This window comes from Pseudomonas sp. B21-053 (assembly GCF_026016365.1).
Classification (GTDB): Bacteria; Pseudomonadota; Gammaproteobacteria; order Pseudomonadales; family Pseudomonadaceae; genus Aquipseudomonas; species Aquipseudomonas nunensis.
In genome coordinates, this window is record NZ_CP087205.1 from 6,304,006 (window position 1) to 6,318,040 (window position 14,035).

The 14,035-nt window shown below is 61.3% G+C and carries 9 protein-coding genes; 3 read left to right on the forward strand and 6 right to left on the reverse strand.

The genetic code is table 11. From position 1 onward, the window contains the following. Positions 1 to 82 precede the first annotated feature (82 nt). Genes LOY68_RS28280 through LOY68_RS28305 form a run of 6 tightly spaced genes read right to left on the reverse strand, consistent with a single transcriptional unit; the run spans position 83 to position 10,281 of the window. Positions 83 to 892: a YfaP family protein gene (locus LOY68_RS28280; protein WP_265041140.1), complete on the reverse strand. Its 810-nt coding sequence runs from the start codon at positions 890 to 892 to the stop codon at positions 83 to 85. Between the two features lie 3 nt (positions 893 to 895). After that, positions 896 to 2,515, reverse strand: coding sequence for a DUF2300 domain-containing protein (locus LOY68_RS28285; protein WP_163911475.1), 1,620 nt, complete (start codon positions 2,513 to 2,515; stop codon positions 896 to 898). Position 2,516: 1 nt separating this feature from the next. Further along, positions 2,517 to 7,082, reverse strand: a complete 4,566-nt coding sequence (locus tag LOY68_RS28290; protein ID WP_265041143.1) for an alpha-2-macroglobulin family protein — start codon at positions 7,080 to 7,082, stop codon at positions 2,517 to 2,519. Next, a complete protein-coding gene (locus LOY68_RS28295; protein ID WP_413787166.1) occupies positions 7,079 to 7,744 on the reverse strand; it encodes a DUF1175 domain-containing protein in 666 nt (221 codons plus the stop codon). Before LOY68_RS28295 ends, LOY68_RS28290 begins: the two co-directional genes overlap by 4 nt. Further along, positions 7,714 to 9,438, reverse strand: a complete 1,725-nt coding sequence (locus LOY68_RS28300) for a DUF2138 domain-containing protein (protein ID WP_265041145.1) — start codon at positions 9,436 to 9,438, stop codon at positions 7,714 to 7,716. The genes LOY68_RS28295 and LOY68_RS28300 overlap by 31 nt, the downstream gene beginning before the upstream one ends. 51 nt (positions 9,439 to 9,489) lie before the next feature. Further along, the gene (locus LOY68_RS28305; RefSeq protein WP_265041146.1) at positions 9,490 to 10,281 is read right to left on the reverse strand and encodes a YfaP family protein; all 792 of its coding nucleotides are present in this window, start codon (positions 10,279 to 10,281) and stop codon (positions 9,490 to 9,492) included. A 517-nt stretch (positions 10,282 to 10,798) separates the two neighbouring features. Here LOY68_RS28305 and LOY68_RS28310 point away from each other — a divergent pair. From LOY68_RS28310 to dxs, 3 genes are all read left to right on the forward strand, one after another. Continuing rightward, a complete protein-coding gene (locus LOY68_RS28310) occupies positions 10,799 to 11,041 on the forward strand; it encodes an exodeoxyribonuclease VII small subunit (protein ID WP_007894317.1) in 243 nt (80 codons plus the stop codon). Then, complete coding sequence (gene ispA, locus LOY68_RS28315; protein WP_265041153.1) at positions 11,038 to 11,925, forward strand: (2E,6E)-farnesyl diphosphate synthase; 888 nt, start codon at positions 11,038 to 11,040, stop codon at positions 11,923 to 11,925. Before LOY68_RS28310 ends, ispA begins: the two co-directional genes overlap by 4 nt. Positions 11,926 to 12,016: 91 nt before the next feature. After that, positions 12,017 to 13,915, forward strand: a complete 1,899-nt coding sequence (gene dxs / locus LOY68_RS28320; RefSeq protein ID WP_265041154.1) for a 1-deoxy-D-xylulose-5-phosphate synthase — start codon at positions 12,017 to 12,019, stop codon at positions 13,913 to 13,915. Positions 13,916 to 14,035: the final 120 nt, after the last annotated feature.

The following is a 14,035-nucleotide window of genomic DNA, read 5'->3' on the forward strand; positions in this document are numbered from 1 at the left end:
CCCAGCTTTCATCTGTTGAACACATCGTTATTCAACTACCGCATAACAGGTCCCACGGAAGCAGATCAGTCGCCCTCCCGCCTCACGGATAACTAAACCCCTTAACCAACGTCAACTCCCCCACCGCCCGCATCGGCACCAGAAAAGTCTCCATCTTCTCGTTAGGCGTCCCTTCCTCCGTAATCACCGTCACCTGCGCGGTCGTCAGCGCCTGCACCGCGTCTTCCTGCCCGTCCTCATCACTCCGATACCCGCCACCAAAGTAGTTCACATAAACCAGATACTGCCCCTTGATCGGCGCCGGCATGGAGAAGATCTCCGGGCCATACCCCGTGGTCACGTCGACATCCAGCGCCGCGCCGTTCGGTGCGACCCGATCTCCGTACCAGATGTGTGCGCCGTCGGGCGTCACCAGGTGCAAATCCAGGTCCGTGTTGTCGCTGTCCCACGACAACAACACCCGCAACTTGGCCGGCGTAGCGCCACCGCTGGTGTGAAGGAATTGCGTGCGATGCCGCTGCTGCCCATCCGGGCTACGAACTTCAACGCTGTTACTGCCATTGGGAAACGAGTACGGCCGATCAAAGCGTCCTGAAGCGTCAACCTTCAGCGGCATGCTGATGCCGTTGACGATCAATCGGCCAGGCTCGCCCGACTTGGGCGTGGCTTTGATCTGGCCGCTGATGCGTGCGGTGTTGGCCTGGCCCACCGGGGTGTTGACCGAGGACGCGGGATAGTTGACGGGCTGGCGGTAGTTTTCGCCTTCGCCTTCAACCGCACCGGTTCGCCAACCGCCCACGGGGGTATCGAGGTCGACAGCGGCGGCGAAGGTCGTCGGCAGTGCGCAAAAGGTACAGAGGAACAGGAAGACCTGTGGATAACGGAGTTTCATGGCCTATTCCAGCAAGAGGTGGCGGGCGAGCCCTTCGATGTAGGTTTCATCCTGGCCGTTCGGGTGTGCTTCGAAGGCCAGGTGCAGGTATTCGTGAGTCAGGTCGAGGCGGTCCTGGAGGGACAGCACGCCGCGCACGTAGATGCGTTGGCGTTCGCGGTCGACATAGGGGCGGCCGAAGGCCAGGCGGCAGACGGCGAAGGTGTTGACTTCGTTGTAGCCGACTTCGTTTTCGAGGCGTTGGCGCCAGCCGCGGCGTTGGGTTTGTAGCCAGTCTTGCGCGGCGGGCAACGCTTCGCAGGAGGCGACGGGGTTGTCCCAGCGGCTGAGGCTGGCGCGCGGGTAGGCGTGCAGCAGGATCGCGTCGTAACGTTGGCCGGCGTTGGCTTGTTCGACGGCTTGTTGCCAGGAGAGTTTGTCCGGGCCGGATTGGTCGGAGTGATAGGTGACGGTGCTGCCGGCCAGGACCAGATCGCTGGTCCAGGCTGCAATGTTGCGCGATTCGGCGGTGGCCGGGCGTGGCGCAACGCGCTGACGGCTGCTGCTGTCGTCGATGCTCAGGCAGTCACCGTTGCGCGTGGCGTTTTGTAGAAGATAGGTGCGGATAGCGACGGCCAGAGCCTTGGCAGCCTCTAAAGGTTCGGCTTTAGCTTCCCGTTGCAAGACGCGGGCGACGTATTCTTCGCGATCCAGACGGGCGACGAGTTTGTCCTTGAGCAGAAACAGTTCGCCGTCGCTGTGGATATCCAGTTGATTGCCATTGGCGAATTCAACACGATAGTCGCCCTGCAATGGCCCATCGGAAACCACCCGATCCCCTGCCAGAACGCGACCAATCGGATAACGTGAAAACAACCCGACTTCGACACAACGCCCCGCATCCACCGGCCAATCCACCGGCACCACCGCAGCCAGCGCCGCACCATAATGCCGAAGCACCATCTGGCTGGTCCCGCGTCCACCGGCCCAGATCGGCGTGCCATCCAGCGTCCAACCGGCAAACCCGCCCTGACGCGACGCCGGATCCTGATCTCCCAGCCAGCTCCAGGTTTTCACCCGCAACCGGCCACCGAGCTCACCGACGACATTGCCGTCAGCGGCGTTCAACACCACGTCCAGCAACACGCGCCGCGCTTGATCCTGCGCCGGCATCACGGCCAGCACCTTCAACAACTCAACAACTGAAACCCGCGTCGATGGCTGTAGCGACGGTAAATTCAGCAACCACTCCGGCGCCTGTCGCGCCTGCCAATACGTGCGCCAATCAGCAGCCAAAATGCCAAGCCGCGCAGGCTCAAAGTACAACCCGCAGGACTTCACCAACGCCTGATCACGGCCAATCTTGCCGCCAGCCGTGCAGCAATAAACTTCTTCCTTCGACTGCCCGCGACACTCATACGCAGATTCCCGCGCACCGGTATCCACCAGCCAGCCGTAGACAAACAACTTCCACAAACTGCCTAACGGCGTCTGCAGATCTGAAGGCAACGGCTCACGTGAAATCACTTGAGTCGGGCTCAACGAAATCAACTCACCCTTGAAGCCCAGCCGCAGCGGTTCGTCCTGCGCTGTCGCCAGCGCAGGGAGCAAACACAGCAGCAACCAGACCAGAGGCCGGGTCATGTCAGTTGACCGTGACCTGGCCGAGCGCCGGTTTCTGTTCCTGGGCCTGATGCTGTGGCGCGTAGACCTGAGTGAAACGCACCGGCGGCAGGTTGAACTGGCCTTTCTGCGAGAAGCGCACCAAGTGACGCACGCGCAATTCGCCGCTCAAGGCGTCCACCGGAATCGCGTAAGCCAGTTGGCCCGGTTCGAAACGCGCCTTCTCCAGCGCCGTCGGTTCGGTGCCAGCCTTGCCCATCAACTTGATGCCCCACGTGGTGCGCTCGACATCGGCGCCCGGTGGCAGCGGCACTTCGATCATGCCGTAGCGCAGCGGTTTCGCGGCTTTGCTGGTGATGATCACTTCGTCCAGGTACAGGCTGTCGCTGGACAACGGCTTGGTGCCGACCGCTTCGAGTTTGAATTCGAACGCTTCGTCACCCGGCACCAGACGCGACAAGCGACGGGTGATGGTCACGGCCATTGGATCGATTGGCGGTTGCTTGGTCTGATAGCTCAACGCGGCGCGCAGCGGACGTTCCTGGGTTCCGGCCAGCGACAACACTGGCGGCACCGGCGTAGCGCCCTGCCAGGTCCAGTACATTTCGCCGGTATCACCGTAGCGTTTCTTCCAGCCTTCGCCCGGCGCCAGTGCAATGGTCGGCGAAGCCTGTTCGATGCTGCGCTGCAACCAGCTCAGTGCCAAGGCGCGTTCCAGGGTCGATTGCTGTGGCAGCAGACGTTGCAACAACTGTTGCGCATGAGCCTGATCGAAAGCTTGCAGCGACAGGTTCAACGCTTCGGCAAACGGCTGCGAACTCACGGCCAGACGTTGTTGCGCATCCGGCAATTGACGATTGAATGCATCCGGCAGCGTCACTTTGGACTGCTTGGCCAACGAAGCCGTCAGCGCACGCGCCGCCGCCAGGCCCAGCGCCGAATCCGGATCGCTCATGACCAGACTGTCTTCGCCGTCATCCATCAGGTTCGCCGCGTTGCCGTCGCCGGCCTTCGCCAGGTCATCCATCAAACCGCTGAGCAAGGTGTTCACCGGCAATTGCATCTGCTTGGCGAACGACAGGATCAACGCCCGTTGCAGCAACGGCGTGTTCTTCGCTTGCTTGGAATACACCTCCAGCACCCGCTGCCAATGCTCCGGCGGCAGGCTCAGTTCCAGCGCTTTGCTGGCGTACCAGTCGGCGTAATAAGCGTAAGCGGTGAGGAACGCGTCCGGCTCGCCGTCCATGCCCCACCAGGTGAAACTCGCCGAAGGCCCAGCCATTTGCACCAGGCGCAGACGGCTGTTTTGCATGATCAGACGCAAGCGATCGCGGATCTGCGGGTTCGACGACAGCGATGGATAAGCGATGCTCAGCGGCAGCAAACGGCTGGCGGTTTGTTCGACGCCGCCATACGGATAGCTCAGCAGATCATCGAGGGCCGAGCGGAACAGCGCTTGCGGACTGTCATCCAGGCGCAGGCGAATATCCGTCGCGTCCGCCGGCAAGGTCAGCGGCGTATCACCGCTGGCCACGTCCAGGCTTTGGCTTTGCGTGACCTGCCAACCTTCGCCGGTCGCGGTCAGGCGCACGGCCAGGGCGTCGGCGGTTTTGCCGTCCTGCACCAGCTCAGCGGTCCAGTCGCCACTCGCGAGTGCGAACGACGGCAGTGCGATGTAGTTGATGCCGTTGTTCAACGTCACCGGCACACGCTGCTCAGTGCCACCGTTATGAATTACCAGCTCAGCCTTGACCGGTTTTTCGGCCTGGCTGAAAGCGAACACGCCGAGATTCGGTTTGTCGCCGGTGCGGAATTTAGTCGGGCCGCTCCACTTCAGGTACAGCGGTTTTTCCGAACGAACGAATTGCTTCTTCTGCCCGACCTGGCCGTCATCGGCGATGGCCCGGGCAGTGATACGCCAGCGGGTCAGCGAGTCCGGCATCTTGAAGGTGAAGCGGGTTTTACCGTTGGCGTCAGTGATCAACTCCGGCTGCCACGCGGCGGTGTCGACGTCTTCACGACGCGGCCGCTCCAGCACCTTCACGCCCCGCTCGCTGCGGTTGGCTTTGCCCGGCGCGCCTGGGCTGCCCGGCAACGCCACGTCGTAGCTGATGAACGACAGGCTGGCGCTGGTGCGCACGTTGTTGCGGCGCGGGTGGTAGAAGAACTGGTCGATGGTCGGCGCGACTTCCGGTTGCAGCGCGTAGATCATTTCATCGACGACGCTGACCGTCAGGTGCGCCGGAATCGGCTTGCCGGCGAACTGGGTGCTCAGGTCCACCGACACGGTGTCGCCCGGCTGATACGACTCTTTGTCCGTGGCAATCGCCACGTCGATTTGCGGCGTGATCACCTTGATGCCAGCGTTCTGGAAGCTGTACTGACCACCCTTGGTGTACAACACCGAGAACGTCAGGTTCGGCGCGAAGTTGTCCTTCACCGCAATCCGCGCGCGGTATTGGGTTTCGCTGAGTTTTTCCATCTTCAACCAGTCAGCGCCCTTGGACAGCAGCGCCGTGGCCTCGACCTTGTCACGTTCCAGGGACAGCAGCGCATCGCTGATCGGTTCCGGGAACGTGATCAACGCCATGGCTTCGTCGCCGGCCTTGTACTCGGGTTTGTCGAGGACGATTTCCACGGTGCCCGGCACGGCTTTGACGCCTTCGCCGGTAACCGAATGCCCGGTCGCACCGACCACGCGGCCGTGGTCATCCTTCAACGTCAGGTTGTAGGTGCCCGGGCGGTCGAACGCGAGGCTGAAGCCTTTGTCTTTCGCCGTGAGCTTGCCGTCGCCAGTGGTCTGGTCTTCCAGACGCACCCAGCTGTAACTGCTCGGCGTAACCGCTTTGCTTTGCTCACTGCCGCCTTCGTTCACGTAGCGGAATGCAACCTTGTCGCCGACGGCGCTGAAGCGTTGCGGTGCGCGCAGGCTGAAGCTCGCGGCGCCACGGTCGATGAGGATTTCCTTGGTGGTCTTGACCCGATACGCCGCGCCATCGCTGGCGAACACGGTGAGCATGTAGCGGCTCGGTTTGTCGGCGGCCGGCAGGTCGAGGGTCGCGTTGCCCTTGGCGTCGGTAGTCAGTTCGGTGCTGGTCAGCTCAATCGGGAATTGCCCGAGGTATTGCAGTTCGTTATCGACCATCGACAGTTGCTGGGCGCGCAGGCTCAGGGTCAATTTGGCGTCGGCCACCGGTTTGCCGTCCGGGTACAGCAGCACCAGGCTGCCTTTGACCGGTTCGCCAGTGCGGTAATCCTGTTTGGCCAAATTGAGCGAGATTTCGAAGTGTGGCTTGATGTATTCGGCAACGCGGAAGGCACTGCTGTAGGCCTGATCCTTGTAGCTGAAACGCAATTCATAACCGCCTGCCACCGCGTTGTCCGGCAACTGGAAACGGCCCTGCGTGCCGGACTTGGAATCGAGCTTCAGCGCCAGCGATTGCAGCGCGGTGCCGGTGGCATCAAGCACGGTCACATTGACGTCGGCAGCGGTCGGCGCCACGGAATCCCGGGCGTTCTTGAACTCGCGACCGACGATTTTCAGCGACACCCAATCTCCCGGCCGATACAGCGGTCGGTCGGTGAACGCGTAAAGCTTGGTGTCGTAGATTTCGCTGTCGTAATAGAAGTTTTCGGAGACAAACACCCCACCCTCTTCGTCTTCGCCGATCACGAAGGAACGCTCGGGGCTGACGTGTTTCAACCGCAGCAAACCATCGGCATCGGTGGCGCCGCTGCTCATCACACCCAGACCATCAGTCCACAGCACATTCACTTTTGGCACCGAACTGCCTTCGTGTTTGCGCGCGGCCCACACCAGCAATTCATCACCGGCAATCTTGCTCACGGCCACGGTGTTGGAAACGAAAACCATGGTAGTTGCGCGGTACTTGCCGATCAGCGCTTCCACCAGGTACAGACCCGGTTTCAGGTGACCCAACGGAATGTACACGTTGCCCGGCGCAACACTGACGAATTCACTCGAAGAGCCGGCCAGGTTCACGCCTGCGGGCGGCTGGATCGGTTTGGCTTCCCACAGCGGATAACGGAACTGACTGACCACCGGCAGGCCCGGAATCAATGCGAATTGCGGCTGGGCGTCGTAGGGCGTTGGCGCGGCGATCGCGGTGCCCATCTTCAGCTCCGGCACTTCCTCGGTGACTTGTTTGCGCGACTCGTAGGAAAACGCCCGTTGCATCACGCGACGGGATTTGCGGTACCAGTTGTCCCACAGGTACGCGAGGGTGTTCGACAGGCCTTCGCCCTTGAACTGGCCGTCGCTGACCACGCGGTGCAGGTTCTTCTGGCGCTTGAGGAAATCCAGCGGCTTGTCGATGCGGTACACGCGAATGTCGGCTCCGCCATAAGGCTCCATGCGGAACCGGCGATAGTCACGGCCCGGCGCTTCGAGGCGCACCATCGCCTGTTCATCGGCGGCGAAACTGCTATCCGCCAGCAGGAAAAAGCTTTCACCGGCCACCGGCGTGTAGCCGCTTGGCTCGACGGTGTCTTCGGCATTCACCGCCGAAAACGGCAGCACTAAAACCAACAGCAGAGGCAGTAAACGCAGCATGCGGGCACCGATCATTGGGAGAGAAAGTTCAGTCGATAGACGCCGATGAAGTTGGGATTGGCTGCGTCGGGTATCCATCGGGTGTCCTTCCATGTCATGAGTTGCTGCAGGCTCGCGGATCGCATGCCGTTGTCAGTGGGGGTGGTGGTGCCGGTGTGATAGGCGATGTAGCGGCCCATCCAGATCATCAGGTGCTGGTCGTCGCCCTGATCGAAAAACATCAGGTCGCCGGGCCGGGCTTGGGATACGTCGCGGCCGACCAGATGACTGTTGAACTGAATCAGTTTGATCGCGTTGACGTACGCCCCGACCTTGCCGCCGCCCTGCTGCCATTGCTGGGCGAGACCGCGTTGGGCCTCGCTCAGTTGCAGTTCCGGCGGCAGGTAGCGGTTGGACAGGCCATTGCTGCGCAGCCATTTGTCGTCGTGGACCTTCAGCGCTTCGTTGGCGGCGAAACGCACTAGGCCCGCGCAGTCCTGCTGATACCAGCGCGGGCTCGGGCCTTGGGTCAGTTGCTCTTGGGCGATGCGCACGAACCAGGCGCGAAACACCTGGGATTGCTGCGCATCCAGCGGCGCGGCTTCAGTGGCAAACACCCGACTGCCGAGCAACATCGCCAGCAGGCCGAGGCCTCGGATAAGGGCTGTCACAGAGCTTTCCACTCCAGCGGCAGCCATTGCCAGTGGCCGTCCGGCTCGCTGCCTTCAGGCAGGGTCAGCGCGTATTTGCCGTAACCGCCGAGCTTGCGCAGTTTCGGGATCAGGTAGGTTTGCGCGGCGTTGTAGAACACTGGCTCCATGTCCTGCGGCAGGCTGTCGAGGGTTTCCTGTTGCATCAGCTGCGCCATGGAATCCGGGCCGAAGTAGACCGGCATCAGCAGGTCTTTCGGCACCACATCGGCCATAGGCGGGAAGCGTTTGTCGAGGGTGCCGAGGGCTTTATCCACCAGCTTGTCGTCGAGGGAGAACAACAGCGTCGAACCGTGGCGAGCGAGGCTGACTTTCATGAATGCCTTGCCGGTGATCGCGTCCGGGTTCTCGGCATCCTTGGCTTTATAAGGGCCGAAGTTGGAGCTGACCTGGCGCTGCCATTGGTGGCTTTCGCCTTCCTTCTTCTCAACCACCGGGAATGCGTGTTCTTCGACGTTGCCTTCATAAGCGCCGACCATCGAGCCGAACAGGTTGCCCAGGTCGCCATCAAGTTTGGCGCTGTCGCTGTCGTTCAGGCTGGCTACCAACAGCGGCGTGTACAGCCGCGAATCGGCATACCAGCACAGACCCGCCGCACCGGCCATGTGCTCGGTCAGGGCCTGGGCGACTTTTTCTTCGGCACCGAGTTTTACCAGCAACGGTTTCTGTTGTTCGGCGGCGAGTGGCAAAGCTACGCAAGCACTGGCGCCCATCGGCATGGCTTGCCAGATCGGTTTGAAATCGAAGTCCGGTTGGTTGTCCAGTTCATCCATGGCCAGGAAGCTGTGCCAGCCCTTGTCGTCCATGTCGAAACGCAGACCAGCGAAGTTCGGGATGAAACGCTGATAACCCATGGCCAGGACGCTGGAGTTGACCGACAGGCGTTGTTTCACCTCAGGGGCGCGGGGCTGCAGGCCGAAGGCTTCGGGGAACAGTTTTTGGCCCCCGAGCAGTGCTTCGAGCGACTGAGTCGAGACCATCCCCGGTTCATCGACCGGACCATGGCCGCCTTCGTACAGCTTGGCCGGGTTCGACAGCACCACCAGTTTGTCGCCATGGGAGGCAAACAGCAGCGACTTCGTTGCGTTATAGGTCAGCTGATAGAGCGCCACATCATCAGCGCCGACTTTCACCGTGGCGACCTGGGTCAGTTGCGTGTCATCCAGTGCAACCTTGGCCAGCGGCTCCAGCATCTTGGCCAGACCACCGCGATCCATCACCAGCAAGAAGTCTTTCAGGCGACCATCCGCCCCACGCCACAGCGCCACGTCCGCCGGTTGATCGAAAAGTTGCTCGATCAGGCTGTCCTGCAGCTTCAGGTCATGCTCGTAGATGATCCGACGCAAGCTGCCGATCAAGCCGAGGCGATCGGCGTGGGCTTCGTAATAGAAGACGAAATCTTCGGTCAGGGTCTCCTTGAGGAACGGCACGGCCAGCAAGTCCTTGGGCAATTGGCTCAAGGAGTTGGTTTCCAGCAGACCGTCCGGGCGGCTCATGCCCAGTTTGTCACTGGCCAACGCCGCCAGCGGCACTTTGGGTTTGTGCATGAACCAGCCCAACCCGGCCGCCACGCCGGCCACCAGACACAGCCCGATCAGCACGGCAGGCCAACGACGTGAAGGTTTGGCTGCAGGCGTTTCGGCTGCCGGGGAAACCGCTGGTGAATTCGTGTTATCGCTCATGTTCACGCTCATGTTCCCAAAGCTCAGCAATTCATCCGTGGAGCGGGATGCTTAATAGTTGAAAGTCTTGACCAGCAACAGGTCACCGATAGCCCGCAGGGGCACGATGAAGGTCTCGCGTTTTTCGTCGACGGTGTTTTCGTTGAGTACCAGGTTGATTTGCGAGGTGATGACCTCGTTCTGGTTGCTGGTCTCATCGAAGTTATAGCCTTCGCTGCCGAAGTTGCCCCAATAGTTCACGTAAACCAGATAGGTGCCATGCATCGGGGCGGTCATGGTGAACATTTCCGGGCCAGGGCCATCGACCCCATCCGGGTCGAGGCCGCCGCCGTTGGTCAACGCCGTGTGGGCGAAGAAAGCGTGCTGGCCGTCGGGGGTGATGATGTGCAGGTCGAGCTCGGCTTTGGGGTCGTCCCAACCGAGCACCACGCGAATCCGCGCCGGGGTGCGCAGGTTGTTGGCTTCATAGAATTGAACGCGCTTGAGCGATTTGCCCTCGGCGCTGCGCACTTCGACACTGTTGGAACCGGCGCCAAACGCATACGGCCGAGCGAAACGCCCTTCGTCGTCGGTGTACAGATTCAGTGGATTGCCGTTGACCGCCAGGGTATGCGGCCCGCGCTGAGTGCCGATGGCCTTGAGCTGGCCTTCGATCATCGTGCGATTGCGTTGTACGCCCCGGTCGATAGGCGGTGTGGGATAGGCGACTTGAGGGTTTTCACTGCGATCGAGCAAGCCGTTAAAGCGCCAGCCGCCCACCGGTTCCGACATTTCAGCCGTCGGCTCGGCCGAGGCCGCGGAGGCCCAGGCCAGCATTATCAGCAGTGAAAGAAAGCAACGCATGTGACGCCTCCTGCCATGCACAACGAAACCTTGCGCCCGATCCTCGGCGCGTTACAGATGTAAAAACTGCGTTTCGTCAGAAAGACCCGTGACTATTGGGTCGTAGAAGGCGCGAAGGTTAGCTATTCGGCAGTTTTTTAACAATCAGATACATGTTTATTTGTGGTGGAAATCACGATGATTGTTGGGCGTGAGCCGAATAGAGCGGCTATTCGGCTCACGAAATGAGCCGAATAGACCATTGAGTTGATTTGCACTCCAACCTGTAGCAGCTGGCGAAGCCTGCGTTCGGCTGCGCAGCAGTCGTGAAATCGGAACGCACGCTACATCAGGTGTACCGTACAAACAGGGTTGACGACTGCTGCGCAGCCGAACGCAGGCTTCGCCAGCTGCTACAAAGGTGCATCGAAGCTGAAACAGGTGCTGCCGGAACAGAGGCAAACACCCCGCTCATTTGCCCATAACCCCCATGTCTGCTAGTGTCGCGCCGGTTTAACGTCAACCGGAAATAGCCGCCATGGCCCGCAAAAAAGCTGCACTGGATTTCGAACAATCCCTCGCTGACCTGCAAACGCTGGTGGAGCGACTGGAGAACGGCGAGTTGTCGCTGGAAGATTCGCTGACGGCTTTCGAGCAAGGCATCGGTCTGACCCGCGATTGCCAGGCAGCGCTGGCCCAGGCTGAGCAAAAGGTTCAAGTGCTGCTCGAGCGTGATGGCGAGTTGGCCGAGGAACCCTTCGACGCGGATCAGCCAGAATGATTGCAGCGTATTCGGCGACCAGCCAGGCCCGCGTCAACGCAGCACTGGAGACCCTGTTCAACCCGCCGAGCCCCGAGCTCGCCCGCCTCTATGAAGCCATGCGCTACAGCGTAATGAATGGCGGCAAGCGTGTGCGCCCGCTGCTGGCCTACGCCGCGTGCGAAGCGCTGGGCGGCAAGGCTGAGCAGGCCAACGGTGCGGCTTGCGCGGTGGAGCTGATTCACGCCTATTCCCTGGTGCACGACGATTTGCCGGCGATGGACGACGACGATTTGCGTCGCGGCCAGCCGACTACGCACAAAAAATTCGACGAAGCCTGCGCAATCCTTGCCGGTGACGGTTTGCAGAGCCTGGCGTTCAGCGCCTTGCTCGACCCGCGCCTGAGCACACCGGAAACCGAAATTCGTCTGCAAATGGTCAGCGCACTGGCGTTGGCCGCAGGCCCTGCGGGCATGGTCGGCGGCCAGGCCATCGACCTCGGTTCGGTCGGCCTGAAGCTCGATCAAAAAGCCCTCGAAACCATGCACCGGCACAAGACCGGCGCGCTGATCGAGGTCAGCGTCAAGCTCGGCGCCCTGGCCAGTGGCCGCGCCGAGAAAGACGAACTCAAATTGTTGCAGACCTATGCACAGGCCATCGGCCTGGCGTTCCAGGTCCAGGACGACATTCTCGACGTCGAAAGCGATACCGAAACCCTCGGCAAACGCCAGGGCGCCGATATCGCTCGGGACAAGCCGACTTACCCGGCGCTGCTCGGTCTCGATGCGGCCAAGGCCTACGCCCTGGAACTGCGCGATCAGGCCCTGCATGCGCTGCGACCGTTTGACGCGGCAGCCGAGCCTTTGCGCGATCTGGCCCGCTATATCGTCGAACGGCGTAGCTGACAGCGTATCCGCCAAAAAAGAGCAACGCGTGGGCAGGGGCCGATGCATCAGGTAAACTGCCGCCTCTTCTATACCTATAACGATTCGCCTGATGCCCACGACGTTTCATGAGATTCCCCGCAAACGCCCGACCACGCCCCTGCTCGACCGCGCCAACACGCCGGACGGCCTGCGCCGGTTAGGTGAAGCCGAGCTGGAAACCCTGGCCGATGAATTGCGCCTGGAATTGCTCTATACGGTCGGACAGACCGGTGGGCATTTCGGTGCCGGCCTGGGCGTCATCGAGCTGACCATCGCGTTGCATTACGTGTTCGACACCCCGGACGACCGGCTGGTGTGGGACGTGGGTCATCAGGCGTATCCGCACAAAATCCTCACGGGCCGTCGCGAGCGCATGGGCACCCTGCGCCAGAAGGACGGCGTCGCAGCCTTCCCGCGGCGTTCCGAGAGCGAGTACGACACCTTTGGTGTCGGCCACTCCAGCACCTCGATCAGCGCAGCGCTGGGCATGGCGATTGCCGCCCGCCTGCAAAACAGTGATCGCAAGGCGATTGCCGTGATCGGCGACGGCGCACTGACCGCCGGCATGGCTTTCGAGGCGTTGAACCACGCGCCTGAAGTCAACGCCAACATGCTGGTGATCCTCAACGACAACGACATGTCGATCTCGCGCAACGTCGGCGGCTTGTCGAATTACCTGGCGAAGATCCTCTCCAGCCGCACTTACGCAAGCATGCGTGAAGGCAGCAAAAAGGTCCTGTCGCGCCTGCCCGGCGCCTGGGAAATCGCCCGACGTACCGAAGAATACGCCAAGGGCATGCTGGTCCCGGGCACGCTGTTCGAAGAGCTGGGCTGGAACTACATCGGCCCCATCGATGGCCACGACCTGCCAACCCTGATCGCCACCCTGCGCAACATGCGCGATCTGAAAGGCCCGCAATTTCTCCACGTCGTCACCAAGAAAGGCAAAGGCTTCGCCCCGGCGGAAGTCGACCCGATCGGTTACCACGCGATCACCAAACTCGAACCGGTTGATGCGCCCGCCGCTGCGCCAAAGAAATCTGGTGGGCCGAAGTATTCCGGTGTGTTCGGCGAATGGCTGTGCGACATGGCCGCGTCTGACCCGCGTCTGGTCGGGATCACTCCGGCGATGAAGGAAGGCTCGGATCTGGTGGCGTTCAGCGAGCGTTTCCCGCTGCGCTACTTCGACGTGGCGATTGCCGAGCAGCACGCCGTCACCTTCGCCGCCGGTATGGCCTGCGAAGGCGCGAAACCGGTGGTGGCGATCTATTCGACGTTCCTGCAACGCGGCTACGACCAACTGATCCATGACGTCGCGGTGCAAAACCTCGACGTACTGTTCGCCATCGACCGCGCCGGTCTGGTAGGCGAAGACGGCCCGACCCACGCGGGCAGCTTCGATCTGTCGTTCCTGCGCTGCATCCCCGGCATGCTGGTGATGACCCCGAGCGACGAAAACGAACTGCGTAAAATGCTCACCACCGGCCACCTGTACAACGGCCCGGCGGCGGTGCGCTACCCGCGTGGCAACGGCCCGAACGCATCCATCGAAAAAGACCTGCAACCGATTGAAATCGGCAAGGGTGTGGTTCGCCGCCAGGGCAATAAAGTCGCCCTGCTGGTGTTCGGTGTGCAATTGGCCGAAGCGCTTAAAGTCGCCGAAACGCTGGATGCGACCGTGGTCGACATGCGCTTCGTCAAACCGCTCGATGAAGCACTGGTTCGCGAAATCGCCGGCAGCCATGAGTTGCTCGTGACCATCGAAGAGAACGCAATCATGGGCGGCGCCGGTGGCGCGGTCAGCGAGTTCCTCGCTCGCGAGAACATCCTCAAGTCGATGCTGCACCTGGGCTTGCCGGACAGCTATGTCGAACACGCCAAGCCTGCGCAGATGCTGGCTGAGTGTGGGCTGGATGAAGCGGGGATTGAAGCTTCGATTCGTGAGCGTTTACAGCTACTGAATCTGTAAACCGGTCCCCCGTAGGAGCTGCCGAAGGCTGCGATCTTTTGATCCTGATCTCCGGCAGCGCCACTACCGCCCTAAGATCAAAATCAAAAGATCGCAGCCTTCGGCAGCTCCTACGGGATT

What these genes read in the sequence shown, in the direction of transcription:
- LOY68_RS28280 (WP_265041140.1), bottom strand. Translation starts at nt 892, where the DNA reads ATGAAACTCCGTTATCCACAGGTCTTCCTGTTCCTCTGTACCTTTTGC.
- LOY68_RS28285 (WP_163911475.1), bottom strand. Translation starts at nt 2,515, where the DNA reads ATGACCCGGCCTCTGGTCTGGTTGCTGCTGTGTTTGCTCCCTGCGCTG.
- LOY68_RS28290 (WP_265041143.1), bottom strand. Translation starts at nt 7,082, where the DNA reads ATGATCGGTGCCCGCATGCTGCGTTTACTGCCTCTGCTGTTGGTTTTA.
- LOY68_RS28295 (WP_413787166.1), bottom strand. Translation starts at nt 7,744, where the DNA reads ATGGCTGCCGCTGGAGTGGAAAGCTCTGTGACAGCCCTTATCCGAGGC.
- LOY68_RS28300 (WP_265041145.1), bottom strand. Translation starts at nt 9,438, where the DNA reads ATGAGCGATAACACGAATTCACCAGCGGTTTCCCCGGCAGCCGAAACG.
- LOY68_RS28305 (WP_265041146.1), bottom strand. Translation starts at nt 10,281, where the DNA reads ATGCGTTGCTTTCTTTCACTGCTGATAATGCTGGCCTGGGCCTCCGCG.
- LOY68_RS28310 (WP_007894317.1), top strand. Translation starts at nt 10,799, where the DNA reads ATGGCCCGCAAAAAAGCTGCACTGGATTTCGAACAATCCCTCGCTGAC.
- ispA (WP_265041153.1), top strand. Translation starts at nt 11,038, where the DNA reads ATGATTGCAGCGTATTCGGCGACCAGCCAGGCCCGCGTCAACGCAGCA.
- dxs (WP_265041154.1), top strand. Translation starts at nt 12,017, where the DNA reads ATGCCCACGACGTTTCATGAGATTCCCCGCAAACGCCCGACCACGCCC.